This is a genomic window from Pseudomonas sp. zbq_18 (assembly GCF_043102245.1).
Lineage (GTDB): Bacteria > Pseudomonadota > Gammaproteobacteria > Pseudomonadales > Pseudomonadaceae > Aquipseudomonas.
This window is the reverse complement of record NZ_JBICIT010000001.1, coordinates 441,385-463,111: the sequence shown is the minus strand read 5'-3', so window position 1 is coordinate 463,111 and position 21,727 is coordinate 441,385. Positions and strand designations below refer to the sequence as shown.

The following is a 21,727-nucleotide window of genomic DNA, read 5'->3' as shown; positions in this document are numbered from 1 at the left end:
TTCTCGCCACCGCCTGATTATTCTGCAGCCAAGCAGCAGCCATGCACGCTCTCGGCAACTCCCGTTGGAACCTGATCAACTAAGAAAGTTCCAAGACATCTCTCTCAGTCATAAGGCAGCTATTGTGCTGAACACCCCGTCTATATACTAGGCAGCGCAACTCGATAGCGACCTGAAGAGAAACCACAGTCGATGAGCCAACACTTCCAGCATGATGTTCTGATCATCGGCAGCGGTGCCGCCGGCCTGACGCTGGCCCTTACTCTGCCTGATCATCTGAGCATCGCCGTGCTGAGCAAAGGCGATCTTGCCAACGGCTCCACCTATTGGGCGCAAGGTGGTGTCGCTGCCGTGCTGGATGATAGCGATACGGTCGAGTCTCACGTCGGCGACACCCTGAATGCCGGAGGCGGCCTGTGCCGCGAGGACGCCGTGCGCTTTACCGTCGAGCACAGCCGTGAAGCCATCCAGTGGCTGATTGAGCAAGGCGTGCCCTTCACTCGCGACGAAGAACCCGACCGCGAAGACGGCGGCTTCGAGTTTCACCTTACCCGCGAGGGCGGACACAGCCATCGCCGCATCATCCACGCCGCCGACGCCACCGGCGCCGCGATATTCAACACCCTGCTGGCACGAGCCAGCCAGCGCGACAACATCGAGCTGCTCGAACAGCGCGTAGCAGTCGACCTCATCACCGAACGCAAGCTCGGCCTGGCTAGCGATCGCTGCCTGGGCGCCTATGTACTGAACCGCGCCAGTGGGGAAGTGGATACCCATAGCGCCCGCTTCGTCGTTCTCGCCACCGGCGGCGCCGCCAAGGTCTACCTTTATACCAGCAACTCCGACGGCGCTTGCGGAGACGGCATCGCTATGGCCTGGCGCGCCGGCTGCCGCGTGGGCAACCTGGAATTCAACCAGTTCCACCCGACCTGCCTGTACCACCCACAGGCCAAGAACTTCCTGATTACCGAGGCCCTGCGTGGCGAAGGAGCCCTACTTCGCCTGCCCAATGGCGAGCGTTTCATGCAGCGTTTTGACGAGCGCGCCGAGCTGGCCCCGCGCGATATCGTCGCCCGCGCCATCGACCACGAGATGAAGCGCTTGGGCATCGACTGCGTCTATCTGGACATCAGCCACCAGCCGGAAGACTTCATCAAGAGCCATTTCCCCACCGTCTATGAGCGCTGCCTGGGCTTTGGCATCGACATCACCCGCCAGCCCATCCCAGTCGTTCCAGCCGCTCATTACACCTGCGGTGGTGTCGTCATCGACCAAAACGGCCGGACCGACGTGCCGGGGCTCTACGCCATCGGCGAAACCAGTTTCACCGGTCTGCATGGCGCCAATCGCCTGGCCAGCAACTCGCTGCTGGAATGTTTTGTCTATGCCCGCTCCGCCGCCGACGACATTCTCGCCCAGCTGGAGCAGGTCGAACTGCCCGGCCAGCTCCCCGCCTGGGACGCCAGCCAGGTGACCGACTCGGATGAAGACGTGATCATTGCGCACAACTGGGACGAGCTACGGCGCTTCATGTGGGACTACGTGGGCATCGTGCGCACCAACAAACGTCTGCAGCGCGCCCAGCACCGCGTGCGTCTGCTGCTGGACGAGATCGACGAGTTCTATTCGAACTACAAGGTCAGTCGCGACCTGATCGAGCTAAGAAACCTGGCCCTGGTAGCCGAGCTGATGATCGAGTCAGCCATGCAACGCCGCGAAAGCCGGGGCCTGCACTACACCCTGGACTACCCGGATCTGCTGACAGAGGCACAGGACACTATCCTGGCGCCGCCCACCTACGCCGGCTGAACTTAAGACGCGTACGCAAGCGCCGATGCACCTCACGGGGCAGCGCATCACGCGCAATACACAGGCTGCGCACGCGGTACTCGCCCGACAGGCGGAAATACAGCACGACGATCAGAGGCAGGGCCAGACTGTGCGGACGCAGCTGCACGGCTTGCCAGCCGCCAGACTTACTGTAGAGCTGCCATCCCTGCCCGTCCCGACGCAACCCGGTGAAAGCCCCCGAGTGACGCAGCAAAATCTGCCGAGGCACTACCCAGACTGCATGAGCCAGACATAACGCAGCGCCACCGGCACGAAGCCATGGGGGTATATCGATCAGCAAAAGCGTGAGCAGCGCCAGAGACAGCGTCGCCAGATAGAACGCCAACAGCAGGCGCGAAGCCTGCCAGTGGCACTCGAAGTGATCACTTGGGCTGGACACGATCCAGAATCATGCGAACCATGCGCCGCAGGTCAGCATCCTCCGGCTCGCCACGCTGCATGAACCAGCCGAACATGTCCTGATCCTCACACTCCAGCAACTTGCGGTAGCGGGCCTGATCCTCCGCATCCAGCGAGGAATAAACCTCGCGGACAAAGGGCACCAGCAACACATCCAGCTCCAGCATGCCGCGGCGGCTGTGCCAGAAGAGTCGGTTCAGTTCGGTTTCGTCGGCCATGCGCAGGCTCCTATACAAAGGTGCGCAGTATAACGATGCGCCCGCCGCTGGGCACGCTGACAAGGCGACGGGCGATCTCTATGATGACGCCCTAACCTGAACAACCTGCGAGCGTCCATGGCCGACTCCGCCTTTTTTACCCTGTTGAATCACGAAGCCCTCCTTGCCGTGCGCGGCCCTGATGCCGGCAAATTTCTCCAGGGCCAGCTCACCTGCAACCTCAACTATCTCAATGAAAGCACCTGTAGCCTGGGTGCCCGCTGCACGCCCAAGGGGCGCATGACCTCCAGCTTCCGCATCCTGCAGGAGGGCGACGGCTACCTGCTTGCAATGGCCAACGAGTTGCTGGAAGCCCAGTTGGCTGACCTAAAAAAATATGCCGTGTTTTCCAAATCAACCCTGGCCGATGAAACCAGCGCCTGGGTACGCTTTGGCCTAAGCGGTGGCGACGCCGCTCTCCAGAGGCTTGGCCTGGAGCTACCGCAAACCGCTGGCAGCCTGGTACGCGCCAATGACTTGCTTGCCCTGCGCGTCAGCGACGTGCGTGCAGAGCTTTGGGCACCAGCCGCACAAGGCGAATCCCTGCGCAGTCTGCTGGCTGCCCAGCTTAATGAGGCACCTCTCAACGACTGGCTGCTCGGCCAGGTGCGTGACGGCATCGGCCAGGTGTTCGGCGAGACGCGCGAGCTGTTCATACCGCAGATGATCAACCTGCAGGCCTTGGGCGGCGTCAGTTTCAAGAAAGGTTGTTACACCGGCCAGGAAATCGTCGCGCGCATGCAGTACCTGGGCAAGCTCAAGCGCCGTCTCTACCGCTTCAGTCTGACTGCAGACACGTTACCTGTGCCGGGCAGCGAGCTATTCTCACCCGTGCACGGTTCAAGCGTCGGTGAGGTCGTACTGGCCGCCCAGGCCCGCCAGGGCATCGAGTTGCTGGCCGTGCTTCAGGAAGACGCCAAGAATGATGGTCGCGTGAGCCTCGGCAGCACCGAAGGCCCAAGCCTGCAGCTGCTCGATTTGCCCTATGAACTGAACTCAGATCGTGAAATCCAGCGCTAGATGAAAAAGCGGGTGCATCAGCCCCTGCAAACGCGGTAAAAACCGGACATCCCGAACAGCGTTTGCCTCAGCACCTAAACTGAAGCAACCGAATGCCCCGAGAAATGAAATGAGCAAGCTTGCCGAAAAAGTCCAAGAGGAACTCATCCAGGCCATCGAGAATGATGAACTGGTGCTGCCGACCCTACCCGAAGTCGCCCTGAAGGTGCGCGAGGCCGCAGAAGATCCGGATATCAGCATTCCCGCCCTGAGCAAAGTGATCGGCAACGATGCTGCACTGACTGCGCGCATCATCAAGGTGGTGAACAGCCCCCTGCTACGTACCAACAAGGAAATCACCGACCTGCAGATGGCCGTCGGCCGTCTCGGCATCAACTACACCTGTAACCTGGCCACCGGCCTGGCCATGGAGCAGATGTTCCAGGCCACCAGCGACGTGGTCGACCGCAAAATGCGTGAAGTGTGGAACAAAAGCACCGAAATCGCCGGCATCTGCCACGTTCTGTGCCGCCACTACACCCGCCTTATGCCGGATCAGGCCACCCTCGCCGGCCTGGTACACCAGATCGGCGTGCTGCCGATCCTGACCTACGCCGAAGAGCACAACGCCCTGCTGGCCGACTCCATCAGCCTCAACCATGTGATCGAGCGCATCCACCCGATCATCGGCGACAAGATCCTGCGCTCCTGGGACTTCCCCGAGCCAATCGCCATCGTGCCGAGCCAGCATCTGGATTTCAGCCGCGACTCGGCCAAGGCTGATTATGTCGACATCGTGCAAGTCGCCACCCTGCAGAGCTACCTGGGCAGCGAGCACCCCTATACCCAGCTGGACTGGAGCAAGATTCCGGCCTTCGCCAAGCTCGGCCTCGACCCTAATGTCGACATGCAGGCCGACGAAGACCTCTCCGCAGCCATGGAAGCCGCCGCCAGCATGCTGCAATAAATACGCAGCCACGCAGCTTCATCCTGACTAGACTTGCAACGAACCCGGCCACAGGCCGGGGGCGATCCGCGAAGTACGCCGCGCGAGACCGATGGATACGGTCCTCGCTTGCGAAGCTCTGGATGAGGATGCGCTCATGCCTGCGTTCCTGCTGGTTCTGCTATTTCTCGCACTCCCTGCTCAAGCCATTGAAGACATCCGCCTGACCAATGGCGAGTGGAGTCCCTATCTTGGCCAGGATCTGCCCCACCACGGTGTCGCCTCGCGCATCGTCGAGGAAGCCTTCGCCCTGGAAGGTATACGCGTGCGCTGGCAGTTTTACCCATGGGCCCGCGCGTTGCAGCATGCCGAGAGCGGCAAGAGTGACGGCAGCGCCATCTGGCTGCGCAGCCCTGAACGCGAACAAGCCTTCTATGTCAGCGAGCCCGTGGTGGACAGCGGCTACTACCTGTTTCACCGCAAGGACCACCCCATCGACTGGCGCGAGGTCGGCGATCTAGAGCCGCTGCGTCTCGGCGCAGCCATCGACTACGATTACGGCCCGGCCTTTCAACAGGCCGAGCAGCAGGGACGGCTTCAGGTGCAACGCCTGAGCAGTGAGGAACAGGGCCTGCGCATGCTGTTGGCGAAGCGACTGGATGCCTTCCCGATAGACAAGGTGGTGGCCTTCGACCTGCTCTACAGCCAATTCAGCCGTGAAGAACGCGAACAGCTTAGCTTTCACCCCGTGCCGCTGCGCAGCGATAGCCTGCACCTGCTGTTATCGCGCAAGGTACCGGGCAATGCCGAGCGCATGGCACGCTTCAATCGCGGCCTCAAGGCACTGCAGAACAGCGGCAAGGTCAGCCAGTACCTGCTGGAGATTCAGCAGCCCATGAGTCTGGCGCATTAGCCAGATGGATCGGCAACCGCTAAGCCGTCGGGAAGCTCACCCGCACCCGCAACCCACCTAGCGCGCCCCGCCCCAACTCGATCTCCGCGCGATGAGCACGGCAGATCTCACCGACAATCGCCAGTCCCAACCCGGCCCCGGAACCCTGCGGATTGCGTCGGTAGAAGCGCTCGAACACCCGTTCGCGCTCCTGTGGCGGGATGCCCGGACCATCGTCCTCCACCTCCAGCACAGCCGGAGCCTGCACCCGCAGGATGACATTGCCCCCTGCCGAGGTATGCGCCAGAGCGTTGTCCACCAGGTTGTAGATCAGCTCGTGCAGCAACATCGGCTCGCCGCTCAACAACACCTCGGCCTCCGCCTCCAGTGCCAGGGCGACACCGCGCTGGTGCGCCAAAGGCGCCAGGGCCATGCCGAGCTCGCGGGCCAGTTGCGCAAGCTCGACCTGCTGCGCGCCACCTTCCTCCACCGCCCGCGCCGCGCGCTCGATGCGTGCCAGCGACAGCAGCTGATTGGCCAGGTGGGTCAGACGATCGGTGCTCTGCGCGGCCTTTTCCAGCGTGCCGTACCAGGCGTCGGGCTCGCGCTCGCGCAGGCCCAGCTCGATGCGCGCCTTGAGCGCCGCCAACGGCGTGCGCAGCTCATGGGAGGCATCGGCGATGAACTGCGCCTGGCGCTCGAACTGCTGACGCAGGCGCTCGGTGAAGTGGTTGAGCGAGGCCACCAGCGGGCGCAGCTCGTCCTGCACCTGCACCATCGGCAACGCGCTCAGATCGTCCGGACGACGCTCCTCGACCGCCGTGCGCAGCCGTTCCAGCGGGCGCAGCGCGGCACTCACCGCCAGCCAGACCAGCGCCAGGCTGACCAGTGCCAGCAAGCCCATGCGCCACAGGGTATCGAGCAGCAGGCCGCGGGCCATGCGCACCCGAGCCACATCGGTCTCGGCCACGCGGATCTCGGCCATGCCGTTCATGCCAGGCTCGCTGACCGGCTGCAGCAGGCTGACCACGCGTACGCCGAAGCCCTGATATTCGCCGTCGTAGAAACGTGCCAGCGCCGGGTAGTCGTCGGTTCGCGGGGTGTCCGCCGCTGGCGCCGGCAGCCCCTCGTAGCCGGAAACCAGGTGCCCGTCGAGATCGCTGACCTGGTAGAAGATACGCCCCTGGCTGTCGTAGGCGAACACGTCCAGCGCCACGTAGGGCACGTCGGCGCGCAGCTTGCCCTCGTCGGTATACAGGCCGTCGGCGATGGCCCGCGCCGAGGCCAGCAGAGTGCGGTCATAGGCGGCGTCGGCTGCGGCCCGACCGTTCCAGTAGGCGCTCAGACTGCCCAGCAGCAGTGGAATAGCCAGCAACGCGGCGAGTCGCCAGAGCAGTCGCCCACGCAGGCTGCCGACGCGCTGCTCAGCCATCGGCCGCCTCCAGCAGATAGCCCAGGCCACGGAAGGTGACAATGCGTACGCCGCCGCCTTCGAGCTTCTTGCGCAGGCGGTGGATGTAGATCTCGATGGCATCGGGGCTGGCGTCCTGATCCAGGCCGAACAGCTGGTCGGCCAGCTGCTCCTTGCTCATGACCCGCCCGGGCCTGGCGATCAGCGCCTCCAGCACGCCCTGTTCGCGCGAGGTCAGGTTCAGCGGCTGCCCGGCCAGGCTGAAGCGCCGGGTGCCCAGATCATAGAGCAGCTCGCCGCAGCGCTGTTGTTGTTCACCACCCAGCACGCTGCGGCGCAGCAGTGCCTTGACCCGCGCTTCCAGTTCGCTCAGCTCGAAGGGTTTGGCCAGGTAATCATCGGCACCCAGGTTGAGGCCATGTACCCGATCCTTTACTTCGCCGCGTGCGGTCAGCATCAGCACCGGCAGCACCTTGCCGCGCGCGCGGGTGTGCGCCAGCACCTCGAAACCATCACGTCGCGGCAGGCCGACGTCGAGGATCGCCAGGGCGTAGTCCTCGCTGGCCAGGGCATGCTCGGCGGCGACGCCATCGTGCAGCACATCGACGGTCAGGCCCGCGCCGCGCAGGGCCTGGGCCACGCTCTCGGCCAGGGGCAGATGGTCTTCGACCAGCAGGATTCGCACGGCAGTCGCTCCGGATTCTTGTCGTTGTGCCGCCGAGTTTAACGGCCGCGCCGCACCTGTGAAGGGCGCCGACGATTTCTTTCAGCCTGAAAGCCTGGTGAAAGTTTCGCGCCTTAGGATCGCCGACAGGGTGGCAAGAACCACCCACTGAGTGCCGGACGCGTGGTTGCTCCGGCACAACAAAAACAACAATCGGAGACCACCCGCAATGCGCATTGCACTGCCTGCCTCACGCCTCTCTCTGGCCATCCTGGCCGCCAGCGCCGCCACCAACAGCCAGGCCGCCTTCATCGAAGACAGCAGCGCCAGCCTGACCGCCACCAACATTTACCTGAACCGCGACTTCCGTGAAGACGCCGGGCAGAACAAGCGCGAAGAGTGGGGCCAGGGCTTTCTGCTCGACATCCAGTCCGGCTACACCGACGGCACCGTCGGCTTCGGCGTCGACGCCCTCGGCATGCTCGGGGTCAAGCTCGACTCTGGCGGCGGCCGCACCGGCACCGACCTGCTGCCGGTACAGGACGACGGCGGTACCCCAGACGAATTCGGCCGCCTCGGCCTGACCGGCAAAGTGAAAGTCTCGCAGAGCGAACTGCGCTACGGATCACACATCCCCGAACTGCCGGTGGTCAAGGCCAGCGATAGCCGCCTGCTGCCGCAGGTATTCGAAGGCGGCCTGCTGACCTCCCAGGAAATCAGCGACCTGACCTTCACCGGCGCGCGCTTCAACCAGGTGATCGACCGCGCCTCGACCAACTCCGAAGACCTGGTGCTGAACAGCAAGAACAAGCGCTTCGCCAGCGGCGTGAGCGGCGACCACCTCAACCTCGCCGGCCTCGACTACCAGTTCGCCAAGGGCCTGACCGGCCGCTACTTCTATGGCGAACTGGAAGACGTCTACCGCCAGCACTTCCTCGGCCTGCTGGCCAGCCAGCCGCTGGGCGGCGGCACTTTCAGCGCCGACCTGCGCCTGTCGATCAGCGACGACAGCGGCTCGGCCGACGCCGGTAAGGTCGACAACCAGGCCTGGAACGGCATGCTCGGCTATGCCCACAGCGGCCACAAGGTCAGCTTCGGCTACCAGCAGATGAACGGCGACACCGGCTTCGCCTACCTCGATGGCAGCGATCCGTTCCTGGTCAACTTCGTGCAGATCAACGACTTCGCCAACGCCGACGAGCGCTCCTGGCAGGCTCGCTATGACTACAACTTCGCCGCCATCGGCCTGCCCGGCCTGAGCTTCCTGACCCGCTACATCAAAGGCGATAACGCCGAGGTGGCTGGCAGCACGGAAGAAGGCCGCGAGTGGGAACGCGACATCGAGTTCAAGTACGTGGTGCAGACAGGCCCACTGAAAGACCTCTACGTGCGCATGCGCAACGCCAGCTTCCGCTCCAGCTTCGCCCGTGATGCCGACGAGAACCGCCTGATCGTCGGTTACTCCCTGCCCATCTGGTAAGCCACAATAAAACTCCACAGGAGAGAGATAATGAAAACTGCCCTGTCCCGTATCGCCCTGGCCCTCGGCACCCTGGCGCTTTCCAGCCAGCTGCTGGCCGAGCCCAAGCGCCCCGAATGCATCGCCCCGGCCAAACCCGGCGGCGGCTTCGACCTGACCTGCAAACTGGCCCAGAGCGGCCTCAAAGATACCGGTCTGCTCAAGGCGCCGATGCGCGTCACCTACATGCCCGGCGGCGTCGGCGCGGTGGCCTACAACGCGGTGATCGCCCAGCGAGCCGATGCACCGGGCACAATCACCGCGTTTTCCAGCGGCTCCCTGCTCAACCTGGCGCAGGGCAAGTTCGGCCGCTATGACGAAACCGCCGTTCGCTGGCTGGCCGCTGTGGGCACCGACTACGGCGCGATCACAGTGCGCGCAGACTCGCCCTATCAGAACCTGGACGATCTGGTTCAAGCGCTGAAAAAAGACCCGACCAGCATTGTCTTCGGCGCCGGCGCCACCATCGGTGGCCAGGACTGGATGCAAACCGCGCTGATCACCCGCTTCGCGGGTATCGACCCGAAAAACCTGCGCTACGTAGCTTTCGAAGGCGGCGGCGAAACCCTCACTGCCATGCTCGGCGGCCACGTCCAGGTCACCTCCAGCGGTCTCGGTGAAGTCACCCCGCAACTGGCCGCTGGCAAGGTCCGCGTGCTGGCCGTGCTCGCCGAAGAGCGCCTCCCGGGCAAGCTGAGCAACCTGCCGACCGCCAAGGAGCAGGGTTATGACATCAGCTGGCCAGTGATTCGCGGCTTCTATATGGGCCCGGAAGTCAGCGACGAGCAGTACAACTGGTGGAAACAGCAGTTCGACAGCCTGCTCGCCAGCGAGGATTTCGCCAAGCTGCGTGAACAGCGCGACCTGCTGCCGCTGGCGATGACCGGCGATGAGCTGAAGACCTTCGTCTTCAAGCAAGTCGAAGAGTACAAGGCGCTGGCCAGCGAGTTCGGCCTGGTTCAGTAATCCGCCTGCCACCCCGCCCCGGCCCCAGCTCCCAGGGCCGGGCGCATCCGAGGTAATTCACCATGTATGTTCGCCTGTTCGCCGCGAGCTGGCTGCTGCTGTGCGCCATTCTCGCCGTCCTTGCCTGGGGGTTCCAGGCACCCTTCTCCTACGACCCGGTCGGCCCACGCGCCTATCCCTTGCTGCTGCTCAGCCTGATGGCCGCCGCCAGCCTGTGGCTGATCTACAAGCCCGGCATGGTGGAACAACATCTCAACCTGCAATCGGTCAAGCGGGCGCTGCTGTGCATCTTCGCGCTGCTCGCTTACGCCCTGCTGTTCGAGACCCTCGGTTTTGTCATCAGCACCGCCCTGGGCACTTTTGTCCTCGGCCTTTTGTTTACCGGCCGCCCGCTGCCCTGCGCCATCAGCGGTGTGCTGATGGGCGTCGTGCTCTACAGCCTGTTCGACCTGCTGCTGGATGTACCCCTGCCCCTGGGCCTGTTTGAAGCCTTTGTGGAGAGCTGAAATGGAAACCCTGAATTTTTTGCTGCAAGGCTTTGATGTCGCCACCCGCCCAACCAACCTGCTGGTGGCGCTGTTCGGTGCCTTTGTCGGCACCATAGTCGGCATGCTGCCGGGCCTGGGCCCGATCAACGGCGTAGCGCTGCTGCTGCCGCTGGCCTTCGCCCTCGGTCTACCGCCGGAAACCGCACTGATCCTGCTGGCCGCCGTGTACCTGGGCTGCGAATACGGCGGGCGTATCTCTGCGATCCTGCTCAACGTGCCGGGCTGCGCCGCCTCGGTGATGACCTCCCTGGACGGCAACCCCCTGGCCCGTCAGGGCAAGGCCGGTATCGCTCTGTCGCTGTCGGCGATGAGCTCCTTCGTCGGCAGCATGATCGCCACCTGCGGCGTCATTCTATTCGCCCCGCTGCTGGCCAAATGGGCGGTAGCCTTCGGCCCGGCGGAGTACTTCGTGATGATGATCTTCGCCATCGCCTGCCTCGGCGGCATGGTCGGCGACAAGCCGGTGAAGACACTGATGGCGGCGCTGATCGGCCTGGGCTTGGCTACCGTGGGAGTGGACTCGACCACCGGGGTGTATCGTTTCACCTTCGGCAGCGTCAGCCTGTCCGACGGTATTCAGTTCATCATCGTGGTGATCGGCTTCTTCAGCGTCAGTGAAGTGCTGTTGATGCTGGAGAAAACCCACAATGGCCAGAAGGCAGTGAAGGCCGGCGGCCGCCTGCTGTTCAACTTCAAGGAGTTCTGCTTCACCTTCGGCACCATGGTGCGCAGTGGCCTGGCCGGTTTCGTCATCGGTGTATTGCCGGGTGCCGGCGCCACCATCGCCAGCGCCATGACCTATATGAGCGAGAAGCGCCTGGCCGGCAGCAACGGCAAGTTCGGCGAGGGCGACCTGCGCGGCCTGGCCGCCCCGGAAGCGGCCAACAACGCCTCGGCCTGCGGCTCGCTGATCCCCATGCTGACCCTCGGCGTACCCGGCTCCGGCACCACCGCAGTGATGATCGGTGCCCTGACGCTGTACAACATCACCCCTGGCCCCCTGCTATTCGAACAGCAACCGGACGTGGTCTGGGGCCTGATCGCCTCGCTGCTGATCGGCAACGTGATCCTGCTGGCGATGAACATTCCGCTGGTCGGACTGTTCTCCAAGATGCTCAGCCTACCCAACTGGATCCTGGTGCCGGCGATCACCGCCATCAGCATGGTTGGCGTGTACGCGGTGCACAGCACCACCTTCGACCTGGTGCTGATGATTGGTCTGGGCGTGTTCGGCTATATCTTGCGCAAGCTGGATTTCCCGCTGTCGGCGATCATCCTCGGCTTCGTCCTCGGCGAGTTGATGGAAGACAACCTGCGCCGCGCGCTGTCGATCTCCGCCGGCGAGCTCGGCATCCTCTGGAGCAGCCCGATCAGCCTGACCCTCTGGGCACTCACCGCACTGATGCTGGGAATGCCGGGCCTGCGTTGGTGGCGCAACCGCCGTCGCCTGCAGACCGCGAATGCCTAACTGGCTGCTCACCCCGGTCGCCGGCGCCGCCGGCGGCTACCTGGCCAGCCTGATCGGCTGGCCTTTGCCGTGGATGGTCGGTTCGCTGCTGGCGGTGATTCTGCTGCGCTGCCTGGCCGGGCTCGACCTGCGCGAAGTGCCGGGCGCGCGCAAGACCGGGCAGTGGCTGGTCGGCACCGGCATCGGCCTGCACTTCAGCCCGGCCGTGCTGGAACAAGTGCTACAACACGGCGGCCTGCTGGTCGCCGGCGCCCTGCTCACCAGCCTCACCTGCCTGATCGGCATCGCGTTGTTGCGCAGTGCCGGCGTTGAGCGCGCTACCGCCTTCTTCGCCAGCATGCCCGGCGGCGCCAGCGAAATGGTCAACCTGGGCCTGCGCAATGGTGCCAATGCCGGGCAGGTCGCAGCCGCACAGAGCCTGCGTCTGTTGCTGGTGGTGCTTTGCGTACCGGCGTTGTTTCAGTGGTGGCTGGGCGTACCGCCAGCGCTGGAACAGCAGCTGGTGAACAGCGATCCGCTCGCCCTGGCCGTGCTGTTGGCCGGTGGGGTGCTGTTCGCCCTGTTCTGGCAGCGCCTGTGCCAACCCAACCCCTGGCTACTCGGGCCGATCCTGTTCAGCGCGGCCGGCACAATGCTGCTGGACCGACCGCTGAGTCTGCTACCCGGCACCAGCGAGCTGGGCCAATGGCTGATTGGTAGCGCCCTGGGCTGTCATTTCAGCCGCGAGTTCTTCCGCGGCGCCCCGCGCTTCGTCGGCCTGGTGGTGCTGGCTACCGGCTTGGCCATGCTCGCTTCGGCACTGGCCGCCAAGGGTCTGAGCTGGCTCGGTGAGCTCGACCCACGCTCGCTGATGCTGGGCATGATGCCCGGCGGCATCGCCGAGCTGAGCCTGACCGCCGAAGCCCTGGCCCTTTCGGTACCGCTGATCACCGGGCTGCAGGTGCTGCGCCTGATGTGTGTGCTGTTCTTCGCCGAGCCGCTGTTCCGCCTCTGGCAACGACAGACTCGCTGACCACGTCTTGACCCGCTTCGGCGGGTCTTTTTTGCCTGTCTATGCCGTGACGGCCCGCCAATACGGCAGCCAATCCAGGCCTGCCGGGGTTGGCCCGGACGGCTTGTACTCCGCCCCCAGCCAGCCCTGATAGCCTGTGTCCTTGAGCCGGCGCAGCAGCGGCTCGAAGTCCAGCGTGCCCGCACCCGGCGCACCACGCCCCGGGCAATCGGCAAACTGCACATGGCCGATACGCCCAGCCAGCAGGTCGATTCCCGCCGCAATATCCAAACCTTGCCGGGCCATATGGTAGAGATCGAATTGCGCCTGGCAGTTGGGGTGATCGACCCGACGCAGCAGCTGGTCGAGATCCTCAGGGGTATTGATCAGAAAGCCCGGCATGTCCAGCGGATTGATGGCCTCGCACAGCACCCGAATACCCAGCAACGAAAAGGCTTCTGCAGTCTTCTTCAGGTTGGCGGCCAGGCACTCCAGCGCCTGTTCCCGCGCCACACTTTCCAGCAAACGGCCCGGCAATACATTGACGCACTGCGGGCGCACCATGGCCGCGTAGGTCAGCGCCTCCTGCAATGCCTCATCGAACTGGGCCTGCCGCGCCGGTACCGCCGCCAAGCCAGCGCCGCTGGCCATCAGATCGCCTGCGGGCAAATTGATCAGCACCAACGGCAAGCCGGCCCGTACCAGCAACTCCTGCAGGCGCAGTGCGGGCAATTCGTAGGGAAACTGGATTTCGACGCCATCGAACCCGGCCGCCCCGGCAGCCTGGACTCGATCCGCCAGCGGCAGCTCGGCGAAGAGCAACGACAGATTGGCGCAGATCTTCATTGCGACGCCTCGCGAAAGAGGCGAACCAGGGTGGCGGGATCCTGTTCTAGATGCCCCTGGCTACCATGCAGACGCATCAGCTGTGCCGCCAAGCCACTCATCGGCGTTGCCCCGCCCTGCTCACGAGCCAGCTTGACGGCGGTGTCCAGATCCTTGAGCAAGGTGCGCACATGCCACTTGATCGGCTCGAACTGGCTGTCGGCCATCTGCGGCGCCAGAATCTGCAGCGGCTTGGAGTCGGCAAAACCACCGGCCAAGGCCGGCGCCAGCAATGCGGCATCGACTCCCGCCCGTTCGGCCAACGCCACCACTTCGGCAATCACCAGGGCATTGCACGCCACCAGCATCTGGTTGCAGACCTTGGTGACCTGACCGGCGCCTACATCACCCATGCGGGTCAAGCGTTGGCCCAGGTGCGCCAATACCGGGCGGATACGCTCGATGTCTTCCTCGCGGCCACCGGCCATGATCGCCAGAGTTCCTGCCTCGGCGCCAGGAGTACCGCCGGAGACGGGTGCATCTACCCAGCGCATGCCGGCACGCGACTCCAACGCTGCGGCCATCTCACGAGTAGCGGCAGGCTCCAGGCTAGAAAAATCCACCAGCAACTGCCCAGGTTTGGCACGTTCAGCGATGCCATCGGCGTCGAACACGACCGAGCGTACGGCCGCCGTATCCGCCAGGCACAGCATGACCAGATCGACCTCCGCGCACAAAGCAGCAGGGCTTCGCTCGATGATCGCACCAAGCGCCTGCAGTTCAGAGCATTTGTCCGGCGAGCGATTCCACACATGCAATGGATAACCAGCAGCCAGTAGCCGACGGCACATGGGCAGCCCCATCAAGCCAATGCCGACGAAGCCGAGAGTAGGTAGGGAAGATGGCACGCGCGAACTCCTGCTCGAATCAGAGCCCGCATTGTAGCCCGCGCATAAAGCAAAAAAGCCGGTCGGTGACCGGCTTCTCCTGGCAGGGCTGCGTCAGTTGACGCTGAGACGCGCCCGATTCTTCTCCAGCGTCGCCGGGCCGATGCCTTTGACCTCCAGCAGCTCATCCACCGAAGCGAAAGGGCCATTGGTGTCTCGGTGATCGACTATCGCCTGCGCCTTGACCTGACCAATACCCACCAGCTCGGTCTGAAGCGTGGCGGCATCGGCAGTATTGAGGTTGATCAGGGAAGTGACTTGCCGAGCCTCGACAACCGGCTCTGGCTGAGTCTTTGACTCGACGGCTGCGGCATTGAAGGAGAAAGCAGTGAGGCAGGAGAACAGCAGTGCTGCAACATGCATCTTGGTCATGGTAAAGCTCCATTTCGTGAGTATGAGCGCGATTCCCATCACGCACGAACAAAGCTAGCCATCCGCCAATAGCTGTCAAACCGCCACTATCGATCTTTTGTGCGGTTCTGCACATGAATCCAGTCGACTATTTCACCTTCCGGCGCATAGCCATTTACTGTCTCGCGCAACAGTTGTCTGACCCTGTCGTAATCGTCCCGCTGCAAGGCCGCCAGCAGCTCATCCAGAACCGACTTCAGGGCCTCCCACGAGAGATGCTCTTCGCTGGCGCGCATGATCATCGGATGCTCGGTAGGGCTGACGTTGTCGCCAATCAGCAATTCCTCGTACAGCTTCTCTCCCGGCCGCAGGCCGGTAAACTCGATCTCGATATCGCCGTGTGGGTTACGTTCAGAGCGAATACTTAGGCCCGAGAGATGGATCATCTTCTCGGCGAGGTCGAGGATTTTGACCGGCTGCCCCATGTCCAGCACAAAAACATCACCACCCTGCCCCATGGCTCCCGCCTGAATCACCAACTGCGCGGCCTCGGAGATGGTCATGAAATAGCGGGTGATGGACGGGTGCGTGACAGTAACGGCCTGCCCTTTCTTGATCTGCTCGCGGAACAGCGGAATGACAGAGCCGGATGAACCCAGCACGTTGCCGAAACGCACCATGGTGAAACGGGTTTTATTGACCTGATGTAATTCGGAGGGATCGCCGAACAGCACCGGCGCGCTTTCTTTGCTCAACCCCTGCAGTACCAACTCTGCCAGGCGCTTGCTGCTGCCCATGATATTGGTTGGGCGAACGGCCTTGTCCGTAGAGATCAGCACAAAGTGCTCCACCCCCTCTTTGAGCGCTGCCTGCGCTGCTCCCAGGGTACCCAGCACATTGTTGCGTACGCCTTCGGCGATGTTGTGCTCGACCATGGGTACATGCTTATAGGCAGCCGCATGATAAACAGTGTTCACACCCCAGGCCCGCATCACATGCTGCATAAGCTGCTGGTTACGCACCGAAGCCAGTATCGGCACGAGCCGAATCGGCAGCGACTCCCTGCGAATCGAGGCTTCCAACTCGGCATGAATGCTGTACAGATTGAACTCGGCATGTTCAACCAAAACCAGCACCTTAGGCCGTGTGCCAATCACCTGACGAGCAATTTCGGAGCCGATGGACCCGCCAGCACCGGTCACCATGACCACCTTGCCCCGCACGCAACGCTCGAACAACTCAGGCTGCGGAGGTACGGGATCACGACCTAACAGATCAGCGATGTCAACTTCCTGGATATCGTCGACCCTGACCTTGCCGTTGGCCAGATCCATGATGCCGGGCACGGAACGAATATGCAGCGGAAAAGACTCCAGATACTGCAGTATTTCCTTGCGCCTGGAGCGACTCGCGGACGGCAAGGCCAAGAGAATCTCCTGGGCTCCAGTCTCATTGATCATCTGCGCAATATGCTTGGGCTTGTAGACCTTGAGCCCTGCGATAACCTGGGTGGCGATAGTTCCATCGTCATCGATAAAGGCAACAGGGCGCATCGAGCGCCCCATACGCAACGCAGCAACCAATTGGTTACCTGCCGTCCCGGCCCCATAAACGGCAACACGGGGCAAGCCATCTTCTCTGGAGCCGGCAAGGTTCATCGCGGTGAGCCCGTTGAACCAGTCCCCCAGAAAGTACTGCCGCATCAGCAGTCGCATGCCCCCGGCCAGGATCAAGCTCAGCCACCAGTAATTGAACACCAGGGAACGTGGAACCATGGCAGGCGCATCACGGTGCCAATACACCAGTAATGCCATCAATAGTGAAGAGACCGTGACGGCCTTGAAGATGCTCACCAGGGCATCATTGCCCATATAACGCAATACAGCCCTGTACATGCCGGAGCGGATGTAGACAGGAATAGCAATGGCCGGGGCTGCCAGAAATAACCAGTAGTGATCGCCGAAGGGATTGATCAGCTTATCGGAGCCCAGTCGAACCCAGAAAGCCAGCCAGAGTGCCAACCAAGAAACGAGGACATCGGCACTCACCTGAAGCAACCGCTTGTAGCGACGAGGCCAGCTCACTAGCCATGCGCGAAAACTCATAGGCTCCATGCCCCTGATCAAATACAATAATTACTCGCCAAGGCCTGCGCGATACTTAAAGGCAAGCCCGAGCAATGGCAGATATGCCAGTATCAGCAACAATACGGCATTTCCCCCCAGCGCGACCCATATGGCCAAAGGTAGTAGCCAACAAAGATTAATCAACGCCACTGCCAAGGTGACCGGCAAATGGCTACCAATTATGCGTGAAGCATGTTGGTAGGCATGGCTGCGATGCGCCTCATAAACCTTTTCACCGCGCAAAAAACGACGTAGCAGAGTGCAACTGGCATCTACCAGAAAAACGCCTAGCAGAATCAACCAAGAAAACAGCAACTCTGGGCGCTCCCAAGCCATCAAGAGGGAGAGAACTCCCAATATGAAACCTAGAAAGCCGCTACCGGCATCCCCCATGAAAATCTTCGCCGGAGGAAAGTTCCAATAGAGAAAGCCCGCTACCGCAGTCGCTAAAAGGGCGGGTAGCAAAGCCAGCTGCCAGCTACCTATCAGAGCCGCGATGGCCACAACGCTCAAACAGGTGGTGATGGCCTCGACAGCAGCAATCCCGTCTATGCCATCCATAAAGTTATAAAGGTTGAGCAGCCATACCAAATAAAGAATGCCAAGTGGTACACCCACCCAACCAAGGCTGAATACAGTATCGCCCAGCTGCAGGTCAGGTACCCCACCCAGCCAGTAGATCGCCCAAGCAGCAGATAAAACATGAGCCAGTAAGCGCCAGCGCGCAGGTATATGGCGATGATCATCGAGAAACCCGACCAAAGCTACAACACCGCCGCCCCCTAGCAGGGCTATTGCCTGTGCGGGCGTAAGCCAGTTGCCTAAGACCAATATGGGCAGAGTCAGCAGGAAACTCAGCACTATGGCCATTCCACCGCCTCGCGGGGTCGGCCTCGAATGAGAACTGCGCTGATTGGGAATATCCAAAATGCGGCGACGCAGAGCATAAGCACGTAGCAGCCAAGTACCCAGCCAAGAAGCCGAGCCGACAAAGAAGAACATAAGCAGCAGCGTCATATCTGTTCCCGCTGCCTCAAGAAATGCTCGGCGGTCTGAGTTAGGGCCTTGTACGTGTCTACTGGAGGATTCCAATCTAGCAGTGTTCGTGTCTTGCTGATGTCCACTTGCAGGGACCCAAATAGTCGCCGAACCAATGCGTCCTGATTCATGAGCAACAAACACGATTTGAGCATCGGCCCTGTCCAGCCCCAAAGCCGCGGTACCGCACCCAACGCAGCGCCCAACTGTTTGAGCAACTCTGTAGTCGAAAGATCCTTGCCGTCACTGACCAAAAACACCTGGCCTACAGCGGCCGGATGACCCAAGCAGCACACGAGCAGATCAACAAGATTATCCAAAGCCACCAAACTGCGGCGGTTCTCAATTCCCCCCAGAGGCAAAGGCACACCGAACCGCAGCCAGCGCATCATGCTCTGGAAGTTAGCCCGCACACCAGGCCCGTATACCAGCGGAGGACGCACAACGACGACCTCGAGCCCCGTGCGCTGCGCCAACTGAAATAGCCCCTGCTCCGCCTCCAGCTTGGAGATAGCATATGGATCCTGGGGAGCCGGTAGGTCGTCGGCACGAAATGGGGCGCCCATGCGCGTTGTTTCGCCATTGACCTTGATCGAACTGATAAAGATAAAGCGTCGAACACCCGCTTTCGCAGCCGCGTCGGCAAGTGCCAGGGTAGCTGCGGTATTTATCCGACGAAACTCGGCAAGCGGATCACTCGCCTGATCACGCATCACATGCACACGAGCAGCGGTATGTACTACCGAGGTGAAGCCCTTAAGCTGGTTCGTGGAAAATTGCGGCCTCTCCAAATCGCCCAGCTCTAAACAACTGTCATCATGCGCTTTGCGTAAAGCGGAAACGACATCAATACCAGGCTCTGTTTTTAACCTGGAAACCAAAGCACTTCCGACAAAACCGGAGGCTCCAGTTACAAGCACCCGATTCATGGCCATGTACTCGCTGAGCATTCTAAAAAAGGAATATAAAAAGCTGCACAGAAATAACACTTAACTCAGCGAAGATCTTACCCAGCTTTTAAGAGGATGAAGACTGAGAGCGCCGCCGCTTGAGTAGGCTATTGCGACCAAGCAAACTCAAGCTAAACAACAAAGTAGCCAGCGAACCAAGCCCAAAAGCCATGGCCAGAAAGATAGAAAATGGCAAGACAGGTGTTGTCCAGTAGAGAAAATTAAACTGAGCATGCTGCGGGTTTTGCAGGATTAGCAGCACTATAGCCGCTCCCAAAATCATCAGGACGACACCCAGCAAGACAAGTCTAATGCTGCTCAACATACGCAGATTCCTGCAAATCCAGGCCAAAAATCACTCATCATCATTGACCCTATCCCGTAGCTCCTTTCCCGGTTTGAAGTGCGGCACGAACTTGCCATCCAGGCGTACCGACTCGCCAGTTTTAGGATTACGACCAACACGTGGGGCGCGGTAGTGTAGGGAGAAGCTGCCAAAGCCGCGAATTTCGATGCGATCGCCTGTCGCCAGAGCCTGAGACATCTGCTCCAACATAGTCTTGATCGCCAGCTCCACGTCCTTGGATGACAGCAGCCCCTGGTGAGTGACAATGCGTTCGATCAACTCCGACTTGGTCATGGTTTTCCCTTCTTTTTCAAGCGGCTAGATCATCTAGTAGGGGTGTTTTTAGCACGCCTGCCGATGTTTGGGTAGCCTAAATGTCAAGAGGGAATCAGAGCGCGCGAATGAGAAAGACGGAAACGAAAAAGGGCGACTAAAGTCGCCCTTTTCAAAGACCAACCCGAACTTAGTTCTGGTTCATCTGAGCACGGATCAGATCACCGATGGTGGTCGGACCAGTGGTTTCGGCTTCCTGCTTGTTACGCAGCTCTTTCATCGCGTCCTTTTCGTCTTCGACGTCTTTGGACTTGATGGACAGGCTGATAACGCGGGACTTGCGGTCGATGCTGATGATCTTGGCTTCGACTTCGTCGCCTTCCTTCAGCACGTTGCGCGCATCTTCAACGCGGTCACGGCTGATTTCGGAAGCCTTCAGAACGCCTTCGATCTCGCCGCCCAGGCTGATAACAGCGCCCTTGGCGTCTACTTCCTTGACGGTACCGCGCACGATGGTGCCTTTCTCGTTCAGGGAGGCGTAGTTGGAGAACGGATCGTCTTCCATCTGCTTGATGCCCAGGGAGATGCGCTCGCGCTCCGGATCAACGGAGAGGATGACGGTTTCCAGCTCGTCGCCCTTCTTGAAGCGACGAACAGCTTCTTCGCCTACTTCGTTCCAGGAGATGTCGGACAGGTGAACCAGACCGTCGATGCCACCATCCAGACCAATGAAGATACCGAAATCGGTGATCGACTTGATGGTGCCGGAGATCTTGTCGCCCTTGTTGAACTGGCCAGAGAAGTCTTCCCATGGGTTGGACTTACACTGCTTGATACCCAGGGAGATACGACGACGCTCTTCGTCGATGTCCAGAACCTGAACTTCCACTTCGTCGCCGACGTTAACGACTTTGGACGGGTGGATGTTCTTGTTGGTCCAATCCATCTCGGACACGTGCACCAGGCCTTCCACGCCTTCTTCCAGCTCGGCGAAGCAGCCGTAGTCGGTCAGGTTGGTAACCTTGGCGGTGACACGGGTGCCTTCCGGGTAGCGAGCCTTGATGGCGACCCATGGATCTTCGCCCAGCTGCTTCAGACCCAGGGAGACGCGGTTGCGCTCGCGGTCGTACTTCAGAACCTTGACGTCGATCTCGTCGCCAACATTGACGATCTCGGACGGGTGCTTGATGCGCTTCCAGGCCATGTCGGTGATGTGCAGCAGACCATCGACGCCACCCAGGTCAACGAACGCACCGTAGTCGGTGAGGTTCTTGACGATACCCTTGACCTGCTGGCCTTCCTGCAGGGATTCCAGCAGAGCTTCGCGCTCGGCGCTGTTCTCGGCTTCCAGCACGCTGCGACGGGAAACGACAACGTTGTTGCGCTTCTGGTCCAGCTTGATGACCTTGAACTCCAGCTCTTTGCCTTCCAGGTGAGTGGTATCACGCACCGGACGAACGTCAACCAGGGAGCCCGGCAGGAACGCGCGGATGCCATTGACGTCAACAGTGAAGCCACCTTTGACTTTACCGTTGATAACGCCCTTGACCACTTCCTCAGCGTTGAACGCAGCTTCCAGAACCAGCCAGGACTCAGCGCGCTTGGCTTTTTCGCGGGACAGCTTGGTTTCACCGAAGCCATCTTCAACCGCGTCCAGAGCAACGTGGACTTCGTCACCGACCTTGATGGTCAGCTCGCCTTGTTCGTTAAAGAACTGGTCAAGCGGGATGACGCCCTCGGACTTCAGACCGGCATGTACGGTAACCCAGTCACCGTCGATGTCGACCACGATACCGGTGATGATGGCACCCGGTTGCATGTCGAGGGATTTCAGGCTTTCTTCAAATAGTTCTGCAAAGCTTTCGCTCATGTTGATTCCTGTCGATCAAGGGCAGGGAAACTGCCCAAACCACACTCCAGACAATGTGGGTTCGTTCATGTAAAAAGAGGCCTGCGGGAC

General features: G+C 61.3%; 22 protein-coding genes. 9 read left to right on the top strand and 13 right to left on the bottom strand.

Annotated elements, in window-relative coordinates; translation table 11 throughout:
• Positions 1–192: 192 nt before the first annotated feature.
• A complete protein-coding gene (gene nadB / locus ACF8C6_RS02245) occupies positions 193–1,809 on the top strand; it encodes an L-aspartate oxidase (protein ID WP_392497803.1) in 1,617 nt (538 codons plus the stop codon).
• On the opposite strand, the gene ACF8C6_RS02240 is transcribed toward nadB, so the two are convergent.
• The gene (locus tag ACF8C6_RS02240) at positions 1,778–2,230 is read right to left on the bottom strand and encodes a protein YgfX (protein ID WP_392497802.1); all 453 of its coding nucleotides are present in this window, start codon (positions 2,228–2,230) and stop codon (positions 1,778–1,780) included. The genes nadB and ACF8C6_RS02240 overlap by 32 nt on opposite strands.
• Positions 2,214–2,468: a succinate dehydrogenase assembly factor 2 gene (locus ACF8C6_RS02235; protein WP_277690126.1), complete on the bottom strand. Its 255-nt coding sequence runs from the start codon at positions 2,466–2,468 to the stop codon at positions 2,214–2,216. Before ACF8C6_RS02235 ends, ACF8C6_RS02240 begins: the two co-directional genes overlap by 17 nt.
• A gap of 117 nt (positions 2,469–2,585) precedes the next feature.
• Between ACF8C6_RS02235 and ACF8C6_RS02230 the strand changes: the two genes are divergently transcribed.
• From ACF8C6_RS02230 to ACF8C6_RS02220, 3 genes are all read left to right on the top strand, one after another.
• A complete protein-coding gene (locus ACF8C6_RS02230) occupies positions 2,586–3,527 on the top strand; it encodes a YgfZ/GcvT domain-containing protein (RefSeq protein ID WP_392497801.1) in 942 nt (313 codons plus the stop codon).
• Positions 3,528–3,636: 109 nt separating this feature from the next.
• Positions 3,637–4,473, top strand: coding sequence for an HDOD domain-containing protein (locus ACF8C6_RS02225; protein ID WP_392497800.1), 837 nt, complete (start codon positions 3,637–3,639; stop codon positions 4,471–4,473).
• A 136-nt stretch (positions 4,474–4,609) separates the two neighbouring features.
• Positions 4,610–5,365 carry a substrate-binding periplasmic protein gene (locus tag ACF8C6_RS02220; protein WP_392497799.1) on the top strand — a complete coding sequence of 252 codons (756 nt, stop codon included), beginning with the start codon at positions 4,610–4,612 and terminating at the stop codon, positions 5,363–5,365.
• A 19-nt stretch (positions 5,366–5,384) separates the two neighbouring features.
• On the opposite strand, the gene ACF8C6_RS02215 is transcribed toward ACF8C6_RS02220, so the two are convergent.
• Positions 5,385–6,776 carry a sensor histidine kinase gene (locus tag ACF8C6_RS02215; protein WP_392497798.1) on the bottom strand — a complete coding sequence of 464 codons (1,392 nt, stop codon included), beginning with the start codon at positions 6,774–6,776 and terminating at the stop codon, positions 5,385–5,387.
• Positions 6,769–7,440 carry a response regulator gene (locus ACF8C6_RS02210; protein ID WP_392497797.1) on the bottom strand — a complete coding sequence of 224 codons (672 nt, stop codon included), beginning with the start codon at positions 7,438–7,440 and terminating at the stop codon, positions 6,769–6,771. The genes ACF8C6_RS02215 and ACF8C6_RS02210 overlap by 8 nt, the downstream gene beginning before the upstream one ends.
• Before the next feature lie 208 nt (positions 7,441–7,648).
• On the opposite strand from ACF8C6_RS02210, the gene ACF8C6_RS02205 reads away from it, so the two are divergent.
• The 5 genes from ACF8C6_RS02205 (at position 7,649) to ACF8C6_RS02185 (ending at position 12,932) form a co-directional block, all read left to right on the top strand.
• Positions 7,649–8,899, top strand: coding sequence for an OprD family porin (locus tag ACF8C6_RS02205; protein WP_392497796.1), 1,251 nt, complete (start codon positions 7,649–7,651; stop codon positions 8,897–8,899).
• A gap of 30 nt (positions 8,900–8,929) precedes the next feature.
• Complete coding sequence (locus tag ACF8C6_RS02200) at positions 8,930–9,904, top strand: Bug family tripartite tricarboxylate transporter substrate binding protein (RefSeq protein WP_392497795.1); 975 nt, start codon at positions 8,930–8,932, stop codon at positions 9,902–9,904.
• Between the two features lie 62 nt (positions 9,905–9,966).
• Positions 9,967–10,410, top strand: a complete 444-nt coding sequence (locus ACF8C6_RS02195) for a tripartite tricarboxylate transporter TctB family protein (RefSeq protein ID WP_392497794.1) — start codon at positions 9,967–9,969, stop codon at positions 10,408–10,410.
• Position 10,411: 1 nt separating this feature from the next.
• The gene (locus ACF8C6_RS02190) at positions 10,412–11,920 is read left to right on the top strand and encodes a tripartite tricarboxylate transporter permease (RefSeq protein WP_392497793.1); all 1,509 of its coding nucleotides are present in this window, start codon (positions 10,412–10,414) and stop codon (positions 11,918–11,920) included.
• On the top strand, positions 11,913–12,932 hold the full coding sequence (locus tag ACF8C6_RS02185) for an AbrB family transcriptional regulator (protein WP_392497792.1): 1,020 nt from the start codon (positions 11,913–11,915) through the stop codon (positions 12,930–12,932). The genes ACF8C6_RS02190 and ACF8C6_RS02185 overlap by 8 nt, the downstream gene beginning before the upstream one ends.
• 39 nt (positions 12,933–12,971) lie before the next feature.
• Here ACF8C6_RS02185 and ACF8C6_RS02180 read toward each other — a convergent pair whose 3' ends face one another.
• The 9 genes from ACF8C6_RS02180 to rpsA form a co-directional block, all read right to left on the bottom strand.
• Positions 12,972–13,757 (bottom strand): hydroxypyruvate isomerase family protein, encoded by a 786-nt coding sequence (locus ACF8C6_RS02180; RefSeq protein WP_392497791.1) that lies wholly within the window; start codon positions 13,755–13,757, stop codon positions 12,972–12,974.
• Positions 13,754–14,644, bottom strand: a complete 891-nt coding sequence (locus tag ACF8C6_RS02175; protein ID WP_392497790.1) for an NAD(P)-dependent oxidoreductase — start codon at positions 14,642–14,644, stop codon at positions 13,754–13,756. The genes ACF8C6_RS02180 and ACF8C6_RS02175 overlap by 4 nt, the downstream gene beginning before the upstream one ends.
• A 93-nt stretch (positions 14,645–14,737) precedes the next feature.
• Entirely contained in the window at positions 14,738–15,055 is a 318-nt protein-coding gene (locus ACF8C6_RS02170) for a ComEA family DNA-binding protein (protein WP_392497789.1), read from the bottom strand.
• An 86-nt stretch (positions 15,056–15,141) separates the two neighbouring features.
• The gene (locus ACF8C6_RS02165; protein WP_392497788.1) at positions 15,142–17,139 is read right to left on the bottom strand and encodes a polysaccharide biosynthesis protein; all 1,998 of its coding nucleotides are present in this window, start codon (positions 17,137–17,139) and stop codon (positions 15,142–15,144) included.
• A 30-nt stretch (positions 17,140–17,169) separates the two neighbouring features.
• Positions 17,170–18,177 (bottom strand): glycosyltransferase family 4 protein, encoded by a 1,008-nt coding sequence (locus tag ACF8C6_RS02160; protein ID WP_392497787.1) that lies wholly within the window; start codon positions 18,175–18,177, stop codon positions 17,170–17,172.
• Positions 18,174–19,127: an NAD-dependent epimerase/dehydratase family protein gene (locus ACF8C6_RS02155; RefSeq protein ID WP_392497786.1), complete on the bottom strand. Its 954-nt coding sequence runs from the start codon at positions 19,125–19,127 to the stop codon at positions 18,174–18,176. Before ACF8C6_RS02155 ends, ACF8C6_RS02160 begins: the two co-directional genes overlap by 4 nt.
• An 88-nt stretch (positions 19,128–19,215) precedes the next feature.
• Positions 19,216–19,473 (bottom strand): lipopolysaccharide assembly protein LapA domain-containing protein, encoded by a 258-nt coding sequence (locus tag ACF8C6_RS02150; protein ID WP_392497785.1) that lies wholly within the window; start codon positions 19,471–19,473, stop codon positions 19,216–19,218.
• A 30-nt stretch (positions 19,474–19,503) separates the two neighbouring features.
• Positions 19,504–19,788 (bottom strand): integration host factor subunit beta, encoded by a 285-nt coding sequence (gene ihfB, locus ACF8C6_RS02145; RefSeq protein ID WP_277690108.1) that lies wholly within the window; start codon positions 19,786–19,788, stop codon positions 19,504–19,506.
• A 169-nt stretch (positions 19,789–19,957) separates the two neighbouring features.
• Positions 19,958–21,637 carry a 30S ribosomal protein S1 gene (gene rpsA, locus ACF8C6_RS02140; protein ID WP_277690107.1) on the bottom strand — a complete coding sequence of 560 codons (1,680 nt, stop codon included), beginning with the start codon at positions 21,635–21,637 and terminating at the stop codon, positions 19,958–19,960.
• Positions 21,638–21,727 lie beyond the last annotated feature (90 nt).

Coding starts and splice junctions, on each gene's coding strand:
- ACF8C6_RS02230 (WP_392497801.1), top strand. CDS start 2,586: ATGGCCGACTCCGCCTTTTTTACCCTGTTGAATCACGAAGCCCTCCTT.
- ACF8C6_RS02190 (WP_392497793.1), top strand. CDS start 10,412: ATGGAAACCCTGAATTTTTTGCTGCAAGGCTTTGATGTCGCCACCCGC.
- ACF8C6_RS02180 (WP_392497791.1), bottom strand. CDS start 13,757: ATGAAGATCTGCGCCAATCTGTCGTTGCTCTTCGCCGAGCTGCCGCTG.
- ACF8C6_RS02220 (WP_392497799.1), top strand. CDS start 4,610: ATGCCTGCGTTCCTGCTGGTTCTGCTATTTCTCGCACTCCCTGCTCAA.
- ACF8C6_RS02170 (WP_392497789.1), bottom strand. CDS start 15,055: ATGACCAAGATGCATGTTGCAGCACTGCTGTTCTCCTGCCTCACTGCT.
- ACF8C6_RS02200 (WP_392497795.1), top strand. CDS start 8,930: ATGAAAACTGCCCTGTCCCGTATCGCCCTGGCCCTCGGCACCCTGGCG.
- ACF8C6_RS02225 (WP_392497800.1), top strand. CDS start 3,637: ATGAGCAAGCTTGCCGAAAAAGTCCAAGAGGAACTCATCCAGGCCATC.
- ACF8C6_RS02235 (WP_277690126.1), bottom strand. CDS start 2,468: ATGGCCGACGAAACCGAACTGAACCGACTCTTCTGGCACAGCCGCCGC.
- ACF8C6_RS02195 (WP_392497794.1), top strand. CDS start 9,967: ATGTATGTTCGCCTGTTCGCCGCGAGCTGGCTGCTGCTGTGCGCCATT.
- ihfB (WP_277690108.1), bottom strand. CDS start 19,788: ATGACCAAGTCGGAGTTGATCGAACGCATTGTCACTCACCAGGGGCTG.
- ACF8C6_RS02155 (WP_392497786.1), bottom strand. CDS start 19,127: ATGAATCGGGTGCTTGTAACTGGAGCCTCCGGTTTTGTCGGAAGTGCT.
- ACF8C6_RS02185 (WP_392497792.1), top strand. CDS start 11,913: ATGCCTAACTGGCTGCTCACCCCGGTCGCCGGCGCCGCCGGCGGCTAC.
- ACF8C6_RS02150 (WP_392497785.1), bottom strand. CDS start 19,473: ATGTTGAGCAGCATTAGACTTGTCTTGCTGGGTGTCGTCCTGATGATT.
- ACF8C6_RS02215 (WP_392497798.1), bottom strand. CDS start 6,776: ATGGCTGAGCAGCGCGTCGGCAGCCTGCGTGGGCGACTGCTCTGGCGA.
- ACF8C6_RS02205 (WP_392497796.1), top strand. CDS start 7,649: ATGCGCATTGCACTGCCTGCCTCACGCCTCTCTCTGGCCATCCTGGCC.
- rpsA (WP_277690107.1), bottom strand. CDS start 21,637: ATGAGCGAAAGCTTTGCAGAACTATTTGAAGAAAGCCTGAAATCCCTC.
- ACF8C6_RS02165 (WP_392497788.1), bottom strand. CDS start 17,139: ATGAGTTTTCGCGCATGGCTAGTGAGCTGGCCTCGTCGCTACAAGCGG.
- nadB (WP_392497803.1), top strand. CDS start 193: ATGAGCCAACACTTCCAGCATGATGTTCTGATCATCGGCAGCGGTGCC.
- ACF8C6_RS02160 (WP_392497787.1), bottom strand. CDS start 18,177: ATGACGCTGCTGCTTATGTTCTTCTTTGTCGGCTCGGCTTCTTGGCTG.